General features: G+C 74.0%; 21 protein-coding genes. 12 read left to right on the top strand and 9 right to left on the bottom strand.

From position 1 onward, the window contains the following. Positions 1 to 50: 50 nt before the first annotated feature. The 3 genes from ABH923_RS15180 to ABH923_RS15170 are packed head-to-tail and all read left to right on the top strand — an operon-like array spanning position 51 to position 2,328. Positions 51 to 1,136, top strand: coding sequence for an ABC transporter permease (locus tag ABH923_RS15180; RefSeq protein ID WP_370056226.1), 1,086 nt, complete (start codon positions 51 to 53; stop codon positions 1,134 to 1,136). Beyond that, positions 1,133 to 1,825 carry an ABC transporter ATP-binding protein gene (locus tag ABH923_RS15175; RefSeq protein ID WP_370056225.1) on the top strand — a complete coding sequence of 231 codons (693 nt, stop codon included), beginning with the start codon at positions 1,133 to 1,135 and terminating at the stop codon, positions 1,823 to 1,825. The genes ABH923_RS15180 and ABH923_RS15175 overlap by 4 nt, the downstream gene beginning before the upstream one ends. 38 nt (positions 1,826 to 1,863) lie before the next feature. Next, a complete protein-coding gene (locus ABH923_RS15170; protein ID WP_370056224.1) occupies positions 1,864 to 2,328 on the top strand; it encodes a hypothetical protein in 465 nt (154 codons plus the stop codon). Here the strand turns inward: ABH923_RS15170 and ABH923_RS15165 are convergent. The 4 genes from ABH923_RS15165 to ABH923_RS15150 form a co-directional block, all read right to left on the bottom strand. Beyond that, the gene (locus tag ABH923_RS15165; RefSeq protein ID WP_370056223.1) at positions 2,314 to 4,617 is read right to left on the bottom strand and encodes an FUSC family protein; all 2,304 of its coding nucleotides are present in this window, start codon (positions 4,615 to 4,617) and stop codon (positions 2,314 to 2,316) included. The genes ABH923_RS15170 and ABH923_RS15165 overlap by 15 nt on opposite strands. Before the next feature lie 63 nt (positions 4,618 to 4,680). Further along, positions 4,681 to 5,508, bottom strand: a complete 828-nt coding sequence (locus ABH923_RS15160; RefSeq protein WP_370056222.1) for a hypothetical protein — start codon at positions 5,506 to 5,508, stop codon at positions 4,681 to 4,683. Beyond that, positions 5,505 to 6,059: an RNA polymerase sigma factor gene (locus tag ABH923_RS15155; protein WP_370056221.1), complete on the bottom strand. Its 555-nt coding sequence runs from the start codon at positions 6,057 to 6,059 to the stop codon at positions 5,505 to 5,507. Before ABH923_RS15155 ends, ABH923_RS15160 begins: the two co-directional genes overlap by 4 nt. A gap of 138 nt (positions 6,060 to 6,197) precedes the next feature. Beyond that, positions 6,198 to 6,464: a hypothetical protein gene (locus ABH923_RS15150; protein ID WP_370056220.1), complete on the bottom strand. Its 267-nt coding sequence runs from the start codon at positions 6,462 to 6,464 to the stop codon at positions 6,198 to 6,200. Positions 6,465 to 6,614: 150 nt separating this feature from the next. Here ABH923_RS15150 and ABH923_RS15145 point away from each other — a divergent pair, with 150 nt between their 5' ends. From ABH923_RS15145 to ABH923_RS15125, 5 genes are all read left to right on the top strand, one after another. Further along, complete coding sequence (locus tag ABH923_RS15145) at positions 6,615 to 7,049, top strand: SRPBCC family protein (RefSeq protein WP_370056219.1); 435 nt, start codon at positions 6,615 to 6,617, stop codon at positions 7,047 to 7,049. Between the two features lie 17 nt (positions 7,050 to 7,066). Beyond that, positions 7,067 to 8,149, top strand: a complete 1,083-nt coding sequence (locus ABH923_RS15140) for a PrsW family glutamic-type intramembrane protease (protein ID WP_370056218.1) — start codon at positions 7,067 to 7,069, stop codon at positions 8,147 to 8,149. A 56-nt stretch (positions 8,150 to 8,205) separates the two neighbouring features. Next, positions 8,206 to 9,141 carry an RNA polymerase subunit sigma-70 gene (locus tag ABH923_RS15135; protein WP_370056217.1) on the top strand — a complete coding sequence of 312 codons (936 nt, stop codon included), beginning with the start codon at positions 8,206 to 8,208 and terminating at the stop codon, positions 9,139 to 9,141. A gap of 64 nt (positions 9,142 to 9,205) precedes the next feature. Then, positions 9,206 to 9,757 (top strand): dihydrofolate reductase family protein, encoded by a 552-nt coding sequence (locus ABH923_RS15130; RefSeq protein WP_370056216.1) that lies wholly within the window; start codon positions 9,206 to 9,208, stop codon positions 9,755 to 9,757. Positions 9,758 to 9,801: 44 nt separating this feature from the next. Next, on the top strand, positions 9,802 to 10,515 hold the full coding sequence (locus tag ABH923_RS15125) for a hemerythrin domain-containing protein (protein ID WP_370056215.1): 714 nt from the start codon (positions 9,802 to 9,804) through the stop codon (positions 10,513 to 10,515). Here ABH923_RS15125 and ABH923_RS15120 read toward each other — a convergent pair. From ABH923_RS15120 to ABH923_RS15110, 3 genes are read right to left on the bottom strand one after another with little or no spacing between them, the layout of a single operon-like run. Then, a complete protein-coding gene (locus tag ABH923_RS15120) occupies positions 10,467 to 11,297 on the bottom strand; it encodes an isocitrate lyase/phosphoenolpyruvate mutase family protein (protein WP_370056214.1) in 831 nt (276 codons plus the stop codon). The two genes, ABH923_RS15125 and ABH923_RS15120, sit on opposite strands and share 49 nt — an antisense overlap. Positions 11,298 to 11,353: 56 nt before the next feature. Further along, the gene (locus ABH923_RS15115) at positions 11,354 to 12,274 is read right to left on the bottom strand and encodes an NAD-dependent epimerase/dehydratase family protein (RefSeq protein ID WP_370056213.1); all 921 of its coding nucleotides are present in this window, start codon (positions 12,272 to 12,274) and stop codon (positions 11,354 to 11,356) included. 58 nt (positions 12,275 to 12,332) lie between these two features. After that, positions 12,333 to 12,881, bottom strand: a complete 549-nt coding sequence (locus ABH923_RS15110) for a VanZ family protein (RefSeq protein ID WP_370056212.1) — start codon at positions 12,879 to 12,881, stop codon at positions 12,333 to 12,335. Positions 12,882 to 13,000: 119 nt separating this feature from the next. On the opposite strand from ABH923_RS15110, the gene ABH923_RS15105 reads away from it, so the two are divergent. Both ABH923_RS15105 and ABH923_RS15100 read left to right on the top strand, forming a co-directional pair. After that, on the top strand, positions 13,001 to 13,789 hold the full coding sequence (locus ABH923_RS15105; RefSeq protein WP_370056211.1) for an ABC transporter ATP-binding protein: 789 nt from the start codon (positions 13,001 to 13,003) through the stop codon (positions 13,787 to 13,789). Next, positions 13,782 to 14,564: an ABC transporter permease gene (locus ABH923_RS15100; protein WP_370056210.1), complete on the top strand. Its 783-nt coding sequence runs from the start codon at positions 13,782 to 13,784 to the stop codon at positions 14,562 to 14,564. Before ABH923_RS15105 ends, ABH923_RS15100 begins: the two co-directional genes overlap by 8 nt. Here ABH923_RS15100 and ABH923_RS15095 read toward each other — a convergent pair. Continuing rightward, positions 14,527 to 15,411, bottom strand: a complete 885-nt coding sequence (locus ABH923_RS15095; RefSeq protein WP_370056209.1) for an SMP-30/gluconolactonase/LRE family protein — start codon at positions 15,409 to 15,411, stop codon at positions 14,527 to 14,529. The two genes, ABH923_RS15100 and ABH923_RS15095, sit on opposite strands and share 38 nt — an antisense overlap. Then, a complete protein-coding gene (locus ABH923_RS15090) occupies positions 15,408 to 16,190 on the bottom strand; it encodes an SDR family NAD(P)-dependent oxidoreductase (protein WP_370056208.1) in 783 nt (260 codons plus the stop codon). Before ABH923_RS15090 ends, ABH923_RS15095 begins: the two co-directional genes overlap by 4 nt. A 40-nt stretch (positions 16,191 to 16,230) precedes the next feature. On the opposite strand from ABH923_RS15090, the gene ABH923_RS15085 reads away from it, so the two are divergent. Both ABH923_RS15085 and ABH923_RS15080 read left to right on the top strand, forming a co-directional pair. Continuing rightward, positions 16,231 to 16,962, top strand: a complete 732-nt coding sequence (locus ABH923_RS15085; RefSeq protein WP_370056207.1) for an SDR family oxidoreductase — start codon at positions 16,231 to 16,233, stop codon at positions 16,960 to 16,962. Further along, positions 16,959 to 17,642 carry a FadR/GntR family transcriptional regulator gene (locus tag ABH923_RS15080; protein ID WP_370056206.1) on the top strand — a complete coding sequence of 228 codons (684 nt, stop codon included), beginning with the start codon at positions 16,959 to 16,961 and terminating at the stop codon, positions 17,640 to 17,642. The genes ABH923_RS15085 and ABH923_RS15080 overlap by 4 nt, the downstream gene beginning before the upstream one ends. The last annotated feature ends 22 nt before the right edge of the window (positions 17,643 to 17,664 follow it).

The following is a 17,664-nucleotide window of genomic DNA, read 5'->3' as shown; positions in this document are numbered from 1 at the left end:
GGCTAAAGGGACACGGGCGGAACCGCTCCGCCCCGCAGAAAGGACTCCTCGTGTTCGTCGCCTGGCGCGACCTCCGGCACGCCCGCGGCCGGTTCATCCTCATCGGCGGCGTCGTCGCCCTCATCACCGTGCTGGTCGGCTTCCTCGCCGGCCTCACCGGCGGCCTCGCCGCCCAGAACGTCTCCGCCGTGCTCGGCCTCCCCGGCGACCGGCTCGTGCTGCAGAAGCCGGCGGGAGGCGCGGCGAGCTTCAGCGAGTCGGCGCTTCCGGCGTCGGCCGTCGACGCCTGGCGGAAGGCGGACGGCGTGACGGCCGCCGTGCCGGTCGGCATCGCGCAGTCGCGTGCGACGCAGGACGGCGCCTCCGCGGGCGTCGCGGCCTTCGGCCTCCCCGCCGACGCGGGCGACACCGGCGCGACGGCGCTCACCCGCCTCGCTCCGACCGCGGACACCGAGGTCGGCCTCTCCGCCGGCGCAGCGAAGGACCTCCACGCGGCCGTCGGCGACACCGTCTCGATCCTCGGTACGGACTACCGCGTCGCGACCGTCGGCGGCGACGCCTGGTACAGCCACACCCCGGTGATCGCACTGACGCCTGACGCCTGGGCCGCCGCGGACAAGCGGATGGGCGGCGGCGGGGAACCGACCGTCCTGGCGGTGTCGGGCAGCCCGCAGTGGGGCGCCGTGGCGAGCCGCACCGGCACGTCCGCCCAGCCCGCCCTCCTGAGCCTGACCGCGCTGGAGACGTTCAAGAGCGAGATCGGCTCGCTCGGCCTCATGGTCGCGATGCTGTTCGGCATCTCCGCCCTCGTCGTCGGCGCCTTCTTCACCGTGTGGACGATGCAGCGCTCGGGCGACATCGCCGTGCTGAAGGCGCTCGGCGCCACGCAGCGGTCGCTCGTGGCGGACGCGCTCGGGCAGGCGCTCGTCGTGCTCGTCGCCGGGATCGGCGCCGGGATGCTGGTCGTCCTCGGCCTGGGAGCCCTCGCCTCCGGCGCACTCCCGTTCCTCGTCGCCCCGCTCACCACCGTTGTCCCCGCCGTCGCGATGACCCTGCTGGGGCTCGCGGGCGCGGCCTTCGCCCTCCGCACCGTCACCTCCGCCGACCCCCTCACCGCACTCGGGAGCAACCGATGATCACCCTCGACGACGTCACCCTCACCTTCCCCGACGGGGCCTCCCGCGTCACCGCGGTCGACCACGTCACCCTGCACGGCCGTGCCGGCGTGGTGACCGGGATCACCGGGCCGTCCGGCTCCGGCAAGTCCAGCATCCTGGCGCTGGCCGCCACGCTCATCCGCCCGGACTCGGGCAGCGTGCTGATCGGCGGGGAGGACGCGGCGGCGCTGACGGCGGAGCAGGCCACGAGCCTGCGCCGCGAGCGGATCGGGATCGTGTTCCAGCAGTCGAACCTGCTGGCCTCCCTCACCGCGCGCGAGCAGCTCCAGGTGATGGGCGAGCTCGGCGGAGCGCGACGCCGGACCGCCCGCGCCCAGGTGCGCGAGCGGGTGGACGAGCTGCTCGACGCGGTCGGGCTGGGCGCTCACGGGGATAAACGGCCCGCGCAGCTCTCGGGGGGCCAGCGGCAGCGGGTCGCCATCGCCCGGGCGCTGGTCCGCAGCCCGCAGGTGCTGCTGGTGGACGAGCCGACGAGCGCGCTCGACCAGGAGAGCGGCGCCGCCGTGATGGACCTGATCGCGCGGCTCACGCACGAGCGCGGGACCGCCACGCTGCTGGTCACGCACGACCTCGTCCACTCGCCGGCGCTGGACGAGCTGGTCACGGTGGTGGACGGGCGGGTCACGGGGGTCACGGAACCCGTTTAGGGTCGTCGTCTAAACTGCGTGACCGTGCAGGTGGAGGCGTGAGCGGGACGAAGGGACGGCATTCGGCCGACCCGGTGGTCGCGCCGCCCGTCCGCCGCACGCGTCGCCGGAGGTCCCGGGCGAACGGCGGGCTCGTCGTCGGCGCCCTCGCACTGAGCGTCGCGCTCGGGCTCACGCTGTTCGCGACCGGGCCGCACCTCGACGTCCTCGCCCTCCTGAGCGCGCCGCAGGTGGGCGCAGGGCACGCCCCGAGCGCACATCCGGCGCCGAGCGGCACGTCGTCACGGCCGACCCCGGACGCTGTGCCCACGGGGGCGGCGACCGTCCCTCCGGCCCCCGCGGTCGCGGCGCCTCCGGCGGCTGCCGTCACCCCGGCGCCGGCTGCTCCGCCGCCCGCCGCGGTCGTTCAGCCGCCGGCTCCGGCTCCCGCTCCCGTTCCCGCTGCGCCCGCGGCGGGCAAGAGCGGGTCGGCTCCCGGGCACACCAAGTCACCGCATCCGTGAGCCGGGCCGCCGCCTCGCGGCCACCAGGTCGTCGCCCAGCGCGTCCACGGGTCCGACGATCACCGACTCCAAGCGGCGCACGACGTCGAGGTAGTCGCCCGTCCAGATGATCCGGACGGCCCGCGCGACGATGTGACCTGTGCCGTCGCCGAGGTCGTCCGCGACGACGTCGGCCAGCCGGTGGCGGTCCTGCTGGTCGGACGGCACAGGTGCGGGGAGCGGCTCGCGGGCGACCAGGCTCGACGCGAGCTGCTCGTACCAGCCGTCGAGTCGCGCGAGGGAGTCCTCCAGCGAGCTGCGGGCGCCCTCGCGCTCGTCGCCTGCGACCTCCTGCCGGCGCCAGAGGTCGAGGATGGCGTCGCTCGCCAGCCGGACGCCCGCGACGCCGCCGACCGAGGCCGACACCTCGGCGAGCGGACGCTGCTTGCTGCCGCGCTCCCCGAGGTAAGTGCGGAACGCGTCGTCCAGCCGCCGAGCGGCGGCGGCCGCCCGGAGCGCCTGCTGCCGGGGCTCGGGGTGTTCGGCTGCATCCGCCTCGCAGCGCGCCAGCCCGAAGGCGACGGTCGCGCCGAGGTACCGGACGCTCTCCCGGTACGCGTCAGCCAGCGCCTGCCGCAGTGACGCGGCCGCTCCCCGCGGCCAGAACAGCAGACCGACGACCAGGCTCACGGCGCAGCCGAGCGCGATGTCCTCGATGCGGATCAGGCCGACCGTCCAGCCCGACGGCGCGATCAGGTTGAACAGCAGCACCAGCAGGATGGTGAACGCGGCCTGCCCCGCGGCGAAGGAGATCGCGGCGGGGGCGACACCCGCCACCAGGATGGCGATCGGGAGCAGCACCCAGATCACGACGCGGTTGTCGCCGATGGCGAGCATCGCGAGCGCGCCGAGCAGCACTCCGACCGCGGTGCCGACCACGCCGCGCAGCACGGTCTGGCCGGTGCTCAGCGCGTTGGAGCGGAGCACCGAGAGCGTGCCGAGCACGACCCAGAACGAGTGCTGCACGCCGGTGAGGTTGGCCAGCGCCACGGCGAGCCCGAGCGCGATGGCGCCGCGGATGCTGTTGCGCAACCACACCGAGTTCCAGCCGACGAACCCGCTCGCGCGCTCGGCGGCGGCGGCGACCGGGCCGGCCAGGTCGCCGGGCTGCCGCCCCAGGAGGCGCTGCCACCAGGTACGGCGCTCCGCCTGCGCGGTGAGCGCGATGTTCCCGGCGACCGTCTCGACCGCCTGGGCGAGCTCCTGCGCACGGAAACCCGGGTCGAGCGCCGTCACGACCTCGTCGGCGACCCGGCGGCCGCCGTCCGGGTCGGGGCCGACCGGGAGCGCCATGGTTGCGGCCTCCACGCCGGTGCGCGCCTCCACCAGGAGGGCGAGCGCGGCGTCCAGGGCGGCAGGGTCGCCGCCGTGCTGCGCGAGGAGGGTCGCGCCCTCCTCCAGCACCGCCGCCGACGTACTCTTCACCTCGAACGCGGCGACGTGCACGGGTCCGTGGGTCGCCGCCGTGATCTTGACGTGGTCGAACTGTGCGATCACCGAGTTCAGCCAGTTCAGCTCGTCCACCAGCCGCACGATTGTCCGCGCCGACGTGCTGAGGCCGGTCGGCCGGTACGGCGTGCGCAGGAACGCGGCGTGCAGCGCGTCGACCGCCGCGTCGGCCTCCGCCACGGCGCGGTCGCGCTCGGCCGCGAGGTCGGGGCTGCCCGCGCGGAGCATCGCCGCGGCCTCGGCGCGCAGCCGGGCCGCGAGCGCCCGGCAGGCGTCGACGGCCAGGGCCCGCAGCGGCTCCCGCGCGGGCGCGGGCCAGAGCGTGACGATCGCGACGACCGCCACGACGGAGGCGATCCCCCAGCCGAGCAGGCGCGGGCCGATCGAGGCGACGGTCCCGGGAAGAGTGACCGGCAGGATGAACGCCAGCAGCAGGGACGTGCTCGCCGAGGCCGTGACCGAGCTCACCGAACCCGCGAAGAGCACGGCGAACGCCACGACGGCCATCGCGACGGCCGAGAGCCAGACCGGCCGCGACGCGATGGTCCCGAGGCAGACGAGCACCGCGCCCGCCACGGCGAGCGCGAGCTGGGCCTGCACCCGGTCGACGAGCGGCCCGCTGAAGTCGACGAGCAGCAGCATCGCGAACGATCCGAACGCCGCGAACGTGGCGACCTGCCCATCGTGGAGGACGATGCTCCCGAACGCGAACAGCACCGGCATGACGATCGCGGCACGGCCTGCGCGGCGCAGGGCGGCGAAGTCGGGGTCGTGTCGCCTCAGCCAGTCCGTCGCACGCATCCACCCTCCTCGCTCGTCACCGCACACCCTAGCCCGGTGCGCGCCGCACGCGGAGGGTGCGGATCAGCGGTCGGAGCCCTGACCGCCGGAGTCCTGCGAGCCGCCCGCGGAGCCGCCTCGGCCGACCTGCGAACCGGCCGCCGTCGGCAGGGGCGACGGCGTGGGAACAGGCTGGAAGCGCGAGGGGGTGCGCTTCTGCGTGGATGATGCGCCGGAGGCTCCCTGATCGTCGCCCTGACCAGCTCCGGCGCCCTTGCCCGTGCTCGAACCGGAGCCGGCGGGCGCGCTCTTGCCGGGGCCGTCGCCGGAGGCGTCCGCTCCGCCCGCTCCGGGCTGCGACACCGCGCCGAGCTGGGCGTCGGACGCGGCCTGCGCCTGCGCGTCGTCCTTCGCAGCCGACGATGGCGGAGAGGCCTGATCCCTCTGGGCGTCTCCGGCCTCCGCCGAGCCCGAGCCCGCTGGCACGCCCTGATGTCCGGTGTTCCGCGGCGACGGCGTCGCCTCGTTCGCGGTGTCGTGCCCCGACGCCGGCGCATCGGGCGAGGCGGACTCCGGATGCGTGGCGGGCCCGACGATTCTCGCGAGGCTCGAGAACGCGTCGTCGACCACCGTGTGGAACGCGGGGCTCGCCGCTGCGGCGGCGGACGCTCCGCCGGCCAGCGCCGCGGCCAGCAGGACCACCGTGGTCGTCCGCGCGCCGCGGCGGGCGAACCACGAGGCAGCCGGGCGGCGGCCGGACATCAGCCGCACCACGTCGCGCGAGGGCGCGGGCGGCTCCGCGGCGGCGGTCGCCTGGAGTTCGCCGAGGAGGGCGGAGAGTGTTTCGTCGTCCGCCAGGCCGGCCTCGTCCAGGAGGCGCAGCACCGGGTCATCGGCAGGATTCGCGGTCATCGCACCTCCTCCGGTTCCCGGCCGGCCTCGGAGCCGGCGCCGGTGTCGACCTCCCGGCGCAGCGCGAGCAGGGCCCGGCGCTGGAGCTGCTTGATCGCCCCGGGGCTGCGCCCCATGATCCGGGCGACCTCCTCGATGCTGAGCTCGGCCAGGATGCGCAGCGCGATGACGTCGCGGTACTCGGGGGTCAACCGGCCGAGCAGCTCGGCGACGCCGGTGTCGTGCACGACGTCGTCCTCGGCCGACGGCGTGCTGCGGGTGTCGGTGAGCGGATCGTAGGCGATCGCGACCGGGACGCGGGAGCGCCGCCGGTGGTGGTCGACCACGCGGGCGTGCGCGATGGTGAAGAGCAGGGCGCGGAGGCCGTCCCGCCCGCCTGAGAGCGACTCCAGCCGCGGGTAGAGGGCGACGAAGACGTCCTGGGTCACCGCCTCCGGATCGTCCACACCCTGCGAGCGGAGGTAGGCCAGCAGCGCCGCCGCGTGCGTGCGGTAGGCGTCGGTGAAGAGCACGGCGGTACCGCCGGTCTCACGGTGCGCGTGATCCTTCACGGGCCGGGCCTCACGCGGCCACTCTAGCGGGATCAGCCACTCCGACGGGAGGAGGCCGACCCCTGCACGGAGTGCGATGCCACCATCACCACCGCCCGCCGCGAAAACCCGAGCCCGCGGCAGGCAGTGGTCCATCGTCTACGCCTTCCGCCGGGCGGCCGACGCCCCGGCCGGGCCGGTCGGGATCCGCGCGCCCCGGGGGGTTGGCGCGGCGGTTCCCTCCAGCCCGGCCGGGACTTCCGCGAAGCGGACGCCGGCCGGAGCGGTGATGCGGGGACGATGGGCGGCGGACTTCACGGGGGCGACCGAAGTCGCACAGCACGCCGCGATGGCACCCGTACCCGACGCCGGCTCCGCGGGGGCGGCGGAGACGACGGAGGTGGGAACGGGGGTCGTGAGGGGCATCCAGGTCCTTCCTGACATCCGGGGAAGGCCGACGCCCTCGCTGACTTAATCGCCGGCAGGGCCGAAAGGTTACGCGGGCGCGGAAGATTTCCGCGCGGGCCATAATCTGAGCAGCGCGCGCCGACGGACGGCGCAGCAGAAGGAGCAGGCATGGCGCACGCAGACGGCACCATCACCATCGGCCGACCGGCGGCGGAGGTGTACGCGTTCCTGGCCGACGGCCTGAACAACCCGCGCTGGCGGGACGGGGTGAAGGAGATCTCGCTGCGCAGCGGGTCGGCCGGCGAGCTCGGCGCCGTGTACGCGCAGACGCTCACCGGGCCAGGAGGACGGCCGATCGCGGGCGACTACCGGATCACCTCCGCGATCCCCGGCCAGGAGCTGCGGTTCGAGGTCATCACCGGGCCCGCGCGTCCCGAGGGCGTCTACACGCTCACCGCGGACGGGACGGGCACGCGCGTGCTGTTCGCCCTCGACTACACCCCGACCGGGCTGAAGAAGCTCATGAACGGGATGATCCAGAAGACGATGACGGCCGAGGTCGGGCAGCTTCCGAAGCTCAAAGCGGCGATCGAGGGGCACTGAGTACCTATCCTGATCGAATGAGCGTCCTGCCCCCTCCGCCGCCGCCCGGCTGGTATCCCGACCCGACCCCTGCGCCGTCGTACCGGTGGTGGAGCGGCGGGTCGTGGACGGGGTACACCTGGCCGGGCGGTGCGCAGGCCGTGACGGCGACGCACGCGGGCGGCGTGCAGACGGTCGCGGCCGCCTCCTCCGGCTCCCCGCGCCGCACCAAGTGGCTGGGCCGCTGGGGCGGCTGGCTGATCGTCGCGGGCAGCGCGGTGGTGTGGCTGTGGCTGTTCGGCCTCAGCTTCCTGTTCTCCGCGCTGTCCCCGCACGCGCACGACGGCTCGCCGGCGGTCCTCTCGCCGTACCTGCTGGTCACCGGCAGCGCCACCGCCGCCGCCGCGATCTTCTACACGATGGCGTACAAGCTTCGGCCGGAGGACCGGCTCAGCGTTCCACGCCTCGTCACGGTCGCGCTGCTCGGCGGCGCCGTCGCGACCCTGCTCGTGCTGCCCTTCGAGGGCCTCATCGACATCGCGGCCGGAGGGTCCTCGCTGCGTCCCAGCCTCGCCGTGCTGGCCTCCGCCGGTCTGGTGGAGGAGCTGGCCAAGATGCTCTGCGCTGTGCTGCTCTGCCTGCGGCTGCCGGTCAAGAACGCCAGGATCGGGCTGTTCGTCGGCGGCGCGGTCGGCCTCGGTTTCAGCGTCATCGAGAACCTCGGCTACCTGCAGCACGCGTTCGCGCTCGGGCAGGTCGACGGCGCGGGGCTCGGGCTCTTCCTCACCACGACGGCAGCCCGCCAGCTGAGCGGGCCGTTCCTGCACCCGGTCTTCTCCGCGCTGCTCGGCGCCGCGGTGTTCGGCGCGGCGCGCGGCGGACGCTTCCGGATCACGTTCGGCGTGGTGGCCGCCTACCTCGGCGTCGCCGCCGCGCACGGGCTGTTCGACGCGCTGCAGTGGACGGCGAGCGTACGTGCGCTCGGCCCGGCGTCCGGGATCCTCGTCGTGCTGCTCTCGCTGGTATTCGCGGCGGCGAGCGGCCTCACCTGGCTATACGTCGTCCGACGCGTCCGGAGCAGGGAGGCCGCCGCCGCAGGGCTTGCGGCCGGCTGGGGCTGAACCCGCACGCCGACACCTGCGGACGCGCTCCGACAGGCCCGCTCTAGGATCGGCGCATGACGGCATTCGACGAGGCGGCGCTCGGCGGCCTCCGGCGCGGGCTGACGGCCTTTTGCTACCAGCTCCTCGGCTCGCCGTTCGAGGCGGAGGACGCGGCGCAGGACGCCCTGGAGCGCAGCTGGCGTGCCCGCGACACCTTCGACCCGGCCAAGGGGTCGCTCTCGACCTGGTGCTACCGGATCGCCCGCAACGTCTGCCTCGACCGGCTGCGGGAGGCGCCGCGACGACCACTGCCGCGCGACCTCCAGGACCCCGGGCTGGAGGCCGGCGCCCCGCTGGTGCCGGCGCTCGACGTGCCGTGGCTGCTGCCCGCGCCGACCGGCTGGGCGGCCGCCTCGGAGGTCGAGGGCCGCGCCGAGCAGAGGGAGGAGGTGCGGTTCGCGGTGACGGCCATGCTGCAGTACCTCTCGCCCGCGCAGCGCGGAGCGTTCGTCCTCCGCGACGTGATCGGGCTCAGCGCCGCCGAGACGGCCGCGGTGCTGGAGGTGTCGGTGGCGTCGGCGAACTCCGCGCTCCAGCGGGCGCGCGCCGCGATCGCCGCCGGGGTCGAGCGCGCGCATCCGCCGGCGCCCGGGGCCGTCGAAGGCTACGCGCGCGCGATCGAGCGGGCCGACGTGGCCGCGCTGGCCTCCCTCGTCGCCGACGATCTGGTGTTCGAGATGCCGCCGGTGCCGGACTGGTCGATCGGCGTCGCGCCGTACCTGGCGTTCATGGAGCACCTGTTCTCCTGGCGCGGCGTCGAGTGGTCGACCACGCCGGTCTCGGCGGGCGGGCAGCCCGGCTTCCTGCTCTACCGGGGCGTCGGGGAGGCGCGCGAGCCGCACACGCTCCAGCTCTTCGACTGGGACGCCCGCGGCGCGATCGGGCACGTGCTCGTCTACCAGCATCCCCGGCTGTTCGCCCTGTTCGAGGAGTCCGCGGCCGTGCGATGATTTCCGGCCCTCCCGCACGTATCCACTGATGGCACCGAGACGCGGTGTCGTCAGGAGGACCATCATGGGAGAGCTGATCGTCGTGCAGTTCATCACGCTGGACGGCGTCGTGGAGGACCCGGACGGCAGCGACGGCACGCCGTTCGGCGGCTGGGCGATGCGCTTCGGGCCGCAGGGCGTGGCCGGAGACAAGTTCCGGCTCGGCGCGATCCTGGAGACGGGAACGCTGCTGTTCGGCCGCCGCACCTGGGAGCACTTCAGCACGCTGTGGCCGGCGCGCGACGACGACTTCTCGCGGTCGATGAACCGTGCGGCGAAGGCGGTCGTGAGCGGCAGCCCGGTGGAGGTCGCGCGCTGGTCGAACACCGACCAGGTCGCGGGCACGCTGGAGGACTGGCTCGAAATGACGCTGCCCGAGCGCGACGTGGTCGTCATCGGCAGCGGCTCGCTGCTCGCCCGGCTCACCGCCGCCGATCGCGTGGACGAGTACCGGCTGCTGACCTTCCCGACCGCGGTCGGTGCGGGGCGGCGGCTGTTCCCGGACGGGGCGCTCCTCGCGCTGACCTCGTCGGAGCAGGTGGGGCCGGCGAGCCTGACCCGGTACCGGAGGGACTGAACAGGGGGTCCCCAACGGGCCGGCGAGCCCGTAGATTTCGCAGCATGGCCGCGACCCCCCTCCCCTCGTCCGGCGAGCCACCGCTCGACGGCCCGAAGACCTGCGACGCCTCCGGGATGATCGACATCCACCGGCTCTACCGGCACGCGTTCGGCGAGGCGGGCAGGTTGGTGGACGGCGTGGCCGACGGCGACAGTGCCCACGCCGACGTCGTCGCGTCCCAGCTCGACCTCATCTCGGTCTCCCTGCACGCTCACCACGAGGGCGAGGACGCGAAGCTGTGGCCGGCGATCGACGAGCGCGCGCCGTCGTGCGCCCTCCACGTGGAGCGGATGAAGGAGCAGCACGCGACGATGCTCGTGCAGCTGACGGCACTGGACGCCGCGCTGCCCGGGTGGCGCGCCGCTCCCGGAGCCGCGACCGTCGAGCCGGTGCGTTCGGCGCTCGCGGGGATCAACGCCGCGCTCGCCCTGCACCTCCCCGACGAGGAGGCGAACATCGTCCCGGTCATGGAGCACGTGGTCACGAAGGACGAGGAGAAGTGGTTCGCCGACCACGGCCGCCGCAGCACCCCGAAGGGCCAGCAGTGGAACATGCTGGGCGCGATCCTCGCCGCGCAGCCGGACGGCGGCGACGTCTGGCTGAAGAAGAACCTGCCGGGGCCGGTCGTCCTGATCTGGCGGTGGGTGGGGCGCCCGCGGTACCGGCGCTACCGAGCGGCGCTGGAGGGCCGGTCCCCGTCCGCGTCCGCGCGCTGAGCGAACGCGATCAGCCGCTGCTGCGACTCGGCATAGGAGGTCGCCACCGGCACGTCACGCCCGTCGCGCACGGCCTCGGCCGCGTCCACGGCAGCGTCGATCGCCACCCGGTACGGCAGTGAACCGGTGCTGACCCGCCGGACGCCGAGCACCTGGAGGTCGTCCAGGCCCAGCCCGGGGACGACCAGGACGTTCAGCGGCAGCGGGATGACGGCGGCGAGCCGCTCGATGGTGGCGGGGTCGGTGACGCCGGGCACGAAGATCCCGTCCGCCCCGGCCTCGGCGTAGGCCGCGGCCCTGGTCGCGACCGCCTCCACCGTGTCGTCCTCGTGGAACCAGTAGGAGTCGACGCGCGCGTTGACGAACACGCCAGGCGCCTCCCGCTTGACGGCTGCGATCGTGGCCGCGGGGACGGCTGGATCGACGAGGTGCCCGTCCTTGGAGTCCTCCAGGTTCACCCCGATCACGCCGTCCGCGGCGAGCGCGGCCACGAAGGCGGCCACCTCCGCTGGCTCGTCGCTGTAACCGTCCTCGATGTCGGCGGTGACGAAGACGTCGAGGGCGGCGATCCGGCGGACGAGCGCGACCGTGTCGTCCCGGCTGTCGCTGCCGGCGTCGGGGCGTCCGGCGGACGCGTTGACGCCGAAACTCGTCGTGCCGACGGCGGGGAAGCCTGCGGCTGCGAAGGCGATGGCGCTGCCGGCGTCCCAGGCGTTCGGGAGGAGGAGCGGCTGGTCGCCGTGGTGCAGGTCGCGGAAGGCGGCGAGGTCGCGGAAGGTCATGGGTGGGGCTCCCCTTGTCAGGTGGGAGGGTACTCCGGTGGGTGAGGGTGGGGATACTACCGCCCGGCGAGCGCCCGCAGGGTGGCAGCGATCCCGTCCTCGACCGGCGTCGCCGTGACGCCGAACGCGCTTTCGAATGCGCTCGAGTCGACGAGGTATGGCGCTTCGTACTGGTAGGCCATCTCGAGCGTCTCGCGGGCCGGGGTGCTGAAGAGCGCGCCGATCCGGAGGGTGCCGCGGCCCAGCACCTTCACGCGCGCGGAGGGGCCGCCGGCGATGCGGAGGTACTCGCGGCCGGTCAGCGCCGGCGCGGTCGGCAGGTGCCAGGTGCGGCCGCGCGCGGCCGGGTCCGTCCCCAGCACGGCGAGCGCCGCACCGACGTCGGGAGTGTAGGCGAGCGAGTGCGGCTGGTCGGCGTCCACGATCCAAGTGCCCGCCTTGCCGCGGGCGATCGGGGCCAAGCCGAACATGTTGAAAGCGCTCGTGGCGGCTCCCGGGCCGAAGAAGTCGGCGGCGCGACCGATCGTGACGTCCAGTCCGCGCGCGGCAGCAGCGTCCAGCGCGCGCACGACGTCGGCGCGGATCGCACCCTTGCGACTGTTGGGGCGGAGCTCGGTCTGCTCGGTCATCGGGCCGCGCAGCTCGCCGTACGCGTACACGTTGTCGAGGTACACCAGGCGGACCCCGTTCTCGAGCGCGGCGTCGACCACGTTCCGCGTGATGACGGGCCACTGCTGCGCCCACACCCGCGCCGAGTACGGGGGTGCGGCGACCAGGTAGGCGACCTCCGCACCGTCGAGCACCCGCGCGACGTCGGCGGCGACGAGGAGGTCGGCGGTGGCGGACGTCGCTCCGTCGACGGTGGAGGGGCGGCGACCGACCGAGATGGGCGTACGCCCGGCCCGGACGAGCGCGCGCACGGTCTCTCGGCCGGCGACGCCGTTGCCGCCGAGAACCACGTGACCGGTGGGGCTCATCCTGCGTCCTCTCGTTCGGGTCAGGACCAACCTAGGGGGCGGGGGCCTCCCTGTCAGGTCACATCCGCAGCCGCACGACGAACCCGAGGAAGACCAGCACCGGCACGGCCAGCACCGACGCGACCGCGATCACCGTGCGCACGACCTCGAACCGAAGCGCGCGCCGCAGCCCGACGACGCCGAGCACCCCGATCAGGCCGCCGACGACGTTCAGGATCACGTCATCGATATCGGACGTCCCGACCGCCAGGACCCACTGCAGGATCTCGACGGCCACGCTCACGCACGCGACGACCAGCAGGTTCCCCCAGACCCGCGCCCTGCGCCGGAGGAAGGTCAGATACGCGCCGAGCGGCACGAAGGCGAGGATGTTCCCGGCGAGGTTGGCGAATGCGAACCGCCGGACGGCCGCGGGGCCGCCGAGGTAGTCCGCGATGCTCGCGAACGGGATCAGGTTGAGGGACCGCTCGGAGCCCGGCACCCGGGAGAACAGCAGCAGCTTCGCCAGGAACACCAGGTAGAGGGCGAACGCCACCCAGATGACGGCGGACTCGACCTTCGCCCGCGTCGTGGCGGGCGGCGTCTCGGTGAGCGGCTGGCTGGGCACGACAAGACGGTAGCGGCCCGACCTTTCCACCGGCTGCATGACCGCAACCAGCCTGCCAATCCCTTCAGCCTTCGGAAACGGCCCCGGCGCACGGACCCCGATGCCGGATACTGACGATGATGAGCGATTCCGACCTGCCGGCGGCGCCGCCGGCGTTGAGCGTGGACGACCTGGTGGTCGTCTACGGCAGCCGCACCGCGGTCGCGGGCATCCACCTCCGCATCGAGCGCGGGGAGATCTTCGGGCTGCTCGGGCCGAACGGCGCGGGCAAGACCAGCACGCTGAGCGCCATCGAGGGGCTCCTCGTGCCGCGCTCGGGCCGGGTGCTGGTCGACGGCGTCGACGCCCGGCACGATCCGCTGGAGACGAAGGCCAGGCTCGGCGTGCAGTTGCAGTCCTCCAGCTTTCAGCCCGAGCTGAGCATCGAGCAGCTCGCCCGGCTCTTCGGCGGCCTCTACGGTGTGCGGCTCACCCGCGCGCGGATCGCCGACGACCTGCGCGCGATCGGGCTGGACGAGGAGGCGGGCAAGCGGTTCAAGCAGCTCTCCGGCGGGCAGCAGCAGCGTCTCGCCCTCTACATCGCGACCATCCACGACCCGCTCCTGCTGCTGCTGGACGAGCCGACGGCCGGGCTCGACCCCCAGTCGCGGCGGGCGCTGTGGCGGCGCATCGAGGCGCTGCGCGCGGCGGGCAGCAGCATCCTGCTCACCACGCACTCGATGGAGGAGGCCCAGGCCGTGTGCGACCGGGTCGCGATCATCGACCACGGCGCGCTGCTCACAGAGGGGACGCCGGCCGATCTGATCGCGAAACACAGGGACGACCCGCGTGTGCTCGAGGTCGCCCACGGCGACGTCACGCTGGAGGACGTCTTCATCGGCCTGACCGGGAGTGAGATCCGTGACTGACACACCCGCACCGACGACCGGCGCCTTCCGCCCACCGGTCGGGCTCGCTCTCGGCTCGCTGCTGCGCGCCGACCTGCTCGTCCTGCTACGGAGCCGGGTGTCGGCCGTGCTGAGCATCCTGCTGCCCGTGGTCATCATCGTGGCCACGACTTTCGGCAAGGCGGAGACCCGGCTGGGCGGGTCGGCCGAGATCGTCGGCCTCGCCCTGAGCATCGGGCTGATCACCTCCTGCCTGCTGGGCTACAGCCTCACCCTCGCCCACGACCGGGAGGTCGGCGTGCTCCAGCGGCTGCGGGTCAGCCCGGCGCCGACCTGGACGATCATGACCAGCCGGCTCGCCGTCCAGGTCGCCTCGAACCTCATCGGGTCGCTCTTGGTCATCATCGTGGGCGCGATCCTGCACCACCTCGGCCTCAGCCCGCTGCAGTACGTGCTGCTGCTCGCGACCGCGGTGCTCGGCGCCGCGGTGTTCCTCGCGCTGGGCCAGGCGCTCGTCGCGCTCGTCCGCACGACCGGCGCGATCAACGCGATCGGCCGCATCCTGTTCATCATCCTGCTGCTCACCGGGCTGCTCGGCGGCAGCGGCGTCCTCGGCGACACCATGCAGTCGATCGCCGACTGGACGCCCGTCGGCGCGCTGATGATCCTGTTCTCGGACGTCGTGAGCGGGGCGGCGTGGAGCGGGCAGGACGCGAACGCGCTGGTCGCCTGCGTCGGCTACGTGGTGGTGTTCACGTTCATCGGGATCCGGTGGTTCCGGTGGGAGTCGCACTGAAGATCTTCCCGGCGTGCGGGTCCCGCCGCAGCGCCGCCGCGTCGTACCCCTCGGCGGACGTCGTGATGTACAGCGTCGCGAGGTCAGGTCCTCCGAAGCAGCAGCTCGACACCTGCGCGGCCGCGACCTCCACGCGGGCGAGAAGCCGGCCGCCGGTGTCGTAGCGCTGCACGGCGCCGCCGCCCCAGAGCGCCACCCAGAGGCAGCCGTCGGCGTCGACGCACATCCCGTCGGGCGCGCCCTGCTCCGGTGGGATGCGGATGACGACCTCGCCGTCGTGCAGCCCGTCGTCGGCGACGGTGAAGCGGCGGACCGTCCGCGTGGGGGTGTCGATGTAGAAGAGGGTGCCGCCGTCCGGCGTCCAGGCCAGGCCGTTGGAGATGGTCACGCCGTCGAGCATCAGCCGCGGGCGGTCGCCGTCCAGCCGGTAGAGCGCGCCGGCGCCGGGGGTCATGTCGTAAGCCATCGTGCCCGCCCAGAACCGGCCGAGCGGGTCGAGCTTGCCGTCGTTCATCCGGCGGCGCACGCCGTCGTCGGGCAGGACGTCCGCGATCGGGGTGAGGATGCCGGCCCGGTCCAGCCGGTGGAAGCCGGCGCCGACCGCGACCAGCCAGCCGCCGCTCTCGTCCGCCCGGTCGGGGACGATGGCGCCCACCGCCATCCCGAGCTCGAAGGGCGGCTCCTCCACGAGCGCGCCGGTCGCCGTCGGGCGGGCGCGACGGATGACGCCGCGGTACTGGTCGACCCAGAGCAGCGTGCCGTCGCGGTCGTCCCAGAGCGGCCCCTCGGCGTGCTCGGCCGCGGCCTCCACCGCGATCCGCGCGCGCAGGAGGTCCGGCCCGGTCACAGCGCCGCCCGCTCGTGCGCGAGGCTCGGCATCTGGGTGGCGAACTTGCCGCCGGAGACGTCGATGAGCGCGCCCGTGAGGTAACCGGCGTAGTCGCTGGCGAGGAAGCAGACCAGGTCGGCGACGTCCTCCGGACGCTCCCAGCGGCGCAGGGACAGGGTGTCGAGCAGGCGGTTCGCGCGGGCCTCCGGGAGGTCGGCGAAGCCGTTCATGGCGGTGGGGATCATCCCGGGCGCGTACGCGTTGACCGTGATGTTCCACGGCCCGAGCTCGGAGGCGAGCACGCGCGTGAACTGCACGACCGCGGCTTTGGACGCGCCGTAGGCCGCCGCGCCCACGCTCGGGATGACCGCCGCGAAGGAGGCCGCGTTGACGATCCGCCCGCGCCCCGCCCGCTTCATCGCCGGGATCACGGCCTGCGACAGCGCGAACACCCCGAACACGTTCACGTCGAAGCACGCCCGCCAGCGCTCGGGGTCCAGGGTCTCGACCTCGCCCTCCACGTTGACGCCGGCGTTGTTCACGAGGACGTCGATGCGGCCGAACTCGCTCTCCACGGCGTCGATCGCGGCGCGGACGGACGCGGCGTCCGTGACGTCGCACTTGATCGTGCGCACGAGCTCGGTCACGGCGTCGTCGAAGGCGAGGTCGACGGCGACGACAGTCGCGTTCTCGGCGGCGAACCGCTCCACGAGCCCGCGCCCGATCCCGCGGCCTCCCCCGCTGACGATGACGACCTGCCCGGTGAAGTCGATGAGCATGTGACCTCCAATAGTCATACTATTGGAGCCATCGTAGCGAGGTGGAAGGAGGTCCGCGATGGGAAACCCCCTCAACGGGCGCGTGGTGTGGATCACCGGCGCGGGCAGCGGTATCGGCCGGGCGATGGCGATCGAGGCGGCGCAGGCCGGCTGGCGGGTGGCCCTCACCGGACGTCGGGCGCAGGCCCTGGAGGAGACCGCGTCGGCGGTGCGGGAGGCCGGCGGATCGGCGCTGATCGTCCCGGGCGACGCGACCTCCGACGACGTGATCCTGACGTCGCTCGACCGGATCACCGCCACCTGGGGCCGCCTCGACGCGCTCGTGCTCGCCGCCGGCCTGAACGCGCCGCAGCGCCGGTGGGCCGACCACGACCTCCCGGCCTTCGACGAGATCGTGCGCGTCAACCTCACCGGCCCTGCGCATCTGGTCACGGCCGCCCTGCCACAGCTGCGCGAATCGCGCGGCGTGGTCGTGTTCGTGTCGTCGTACTCCGCGTGGGCGTTCGCCCCGATCGCGGGCGTCGCCTACAGCGCGTCCAAGGCCGGGCTGTCGGCGCTGAGCCGCACCCTCAACGCGCAGGAGGCCGCGTCCGGCGTCCGGTCGTGCCACCTCTGCCCCGGCGACGTGAACACCGACTTCCTCGGCCACCGCCCGCAGGTGCCGTCGGACGACGCGCGCGCGCTGATGCTGCAGCCGGCGGACGTGGCGCGCAGCATCCGGTTCGTGCTGGAGGCTCCGGCGCACGTGCGGTTCGACGAGCTGGTGGTGTCGCCGGTGTCGCAGACGTGAGCGGGGCTCCGGTGGACGGCGGCCGCGCCTACCGCCGCGTCCTCGACCGGCTCGGCCGGTCGATCATCGCGGGCGACCTCCCGGCCGGACGCGTGGTCAACGTCGAGTGGGCGATGGAGCAGACCGGCGCCTCCCGCAGCGTCGTGCGCGAGGCGACACGCGTGCTGGTCTCCCTCGGCCTCCTCGTCGCCCGCCAGCGCGTCGGGCTGACGGTCACCGCGAGCGAGGATTGGGACGCGCTCGACGGCGACGTCGTGCGCTGGCGCCTCGACTCGGCGGACCACGACGCGCAGATCGCCGAGCTCCTCGACCTCCGCCTCGCCGTCGAGCCGGCGGCGGCCCGGGCAGCGGCGACCCGACGCAGTCCGGAGCAGGCGGCGGCGCTGGTCGCGGCGGCCCGCGAGCTGGAGGACGCAGCCGCCCGCCGGGACGCTGCGGCGTTCTTCGAGGCGGATGCGGCCTTCCACCACGGGGTGATCGCAGCGAGCGGCAACCGGATGTTCGTCCGCCTCCAGGCGGTGCTGCGGGAGGCGCTGCGCGAGCGGACGCCGCACGCGTCGGTGCGCTGGCGGGACGCGCCGGCGGATGCGCGGCTGCACGCGGAGGTGGCGTCGGCCGTCGAGCGCCGAGAGGCCGGGGTGGCGGAGGAGGTCATGGCGCGCATCGTGCGCGGGGACTGATGCGGCGCATGCGACGGCCCCG

This window comes from Leifsonia sp. EB41 (genome assembly GCF_041262565.1).
In the GTDB taxonomy this organism is placed as follows: Bacteria; Actinomycetota; Actinomycetes; order Actinomycetales; family Microbacteriaceae; genus Leifsonia.
The sequence above is the reverse complement of the archived record's forward strand: the minus strand, read 5'-3'. Positions and strand labels throughout refer to the sequence as shown.